Origin of the sequence: Dickeya sp. CFBP 2040, assembly GCF_012273755.1 — a bacterium.
In the GTDB taxonomy this organism is placed as follows: Bacteria; Pseudomonadota; Gammaproteobacteria; order Enterobacterales; family Enterobacteriaceae; genus Dickeya; species Dickeya poaceiphila.
On the sequence record NZ_JAAVXH010000116.1, the window covers coordinates 1 to 902 of the forward strand.

Sequence of the window (902 nt, forward strand, 5' to 3'; positions counted from 1 at the left end):
TAGATTCTGCAAGAATAAAAAATGCCAGTCAGTTAAGCAATTGACTGACTGGCATTAATCAACATTATCAATAAAGTTGTGATTATCGACAATGTAAAATAAAAAACAGCCTTTACCCAATAAGAAAAATAATACTATTCATACAACCAGAAACATCATAACACTCTGATTGAAAACTATCGAGGCAGTAAAGGCGGCGGTGTGTTGACCTGGAAGTATTCAGGAGATGACAAGGCAGGATTTTGCCATATAACACCCGCGTAAATACCACTATAACCTACAGGGGGTAAATAAATCCCAGAGACGCTTAATCAATGTACCTTTTAGTTTTTCTATCATGCCAGCGAACGTCGCAGGCAGGCATATTTCTGGGCAACGCCTATTCCTGAAATAATACTCCTGACGATAACGCGGGTGACATATTAAATATAGTGATTGAATATGGTGATTACAATGATCCTAAAGAAACGATTCATTAAATGGCTGTGCTTACCCATTGCAATAAGCATGGCGAGTATTCCTTCATCTTATGCGCTTACCAGCGAGCAATACAAAATACTCATATATGGTGCAGTTGCTGCGGGAGCATGGGGTAGCTGGGGAACGTTAAATTCGGTGCTGAGTTATGTCACCAGAGGCGACCACACGATAACCGCAGCTGATGGCGCAAATGCAATTGGAACTATCTGTGGCGCAACAGCTGCGGCCGTCTTCAGATTATGGACGCCTCCCACCGACCCAATCAGTACGGCGAATGTTTTACTGTCCGGCACCAAAGCGGGTGCCATTCCGGGCGCGGCAACAACTTGCCGTTGGGTCAGTAACGCATTTCTACAATTATATTTCAGCGAAGCTCAAAATAGCGCCAGAAGGCTCAGCACCACACAAAGAAATCGTCTTTC

The 902-nt window shown here is 43.6% G+C and carries 1 protein-coding gene; it reads left to right on the forward strand.

Going from position 1 to position 902, the window contains the following annotated elements:
* Positions 1-453: 453 nt before the first annotated feature.
* The coding region (locus Dpoa2040_RS18285) for a hypothetical protein (protein ID WP_210424009.1) at positions 454-902 on the forward strand (449 nt) is incomplete at its 3' end.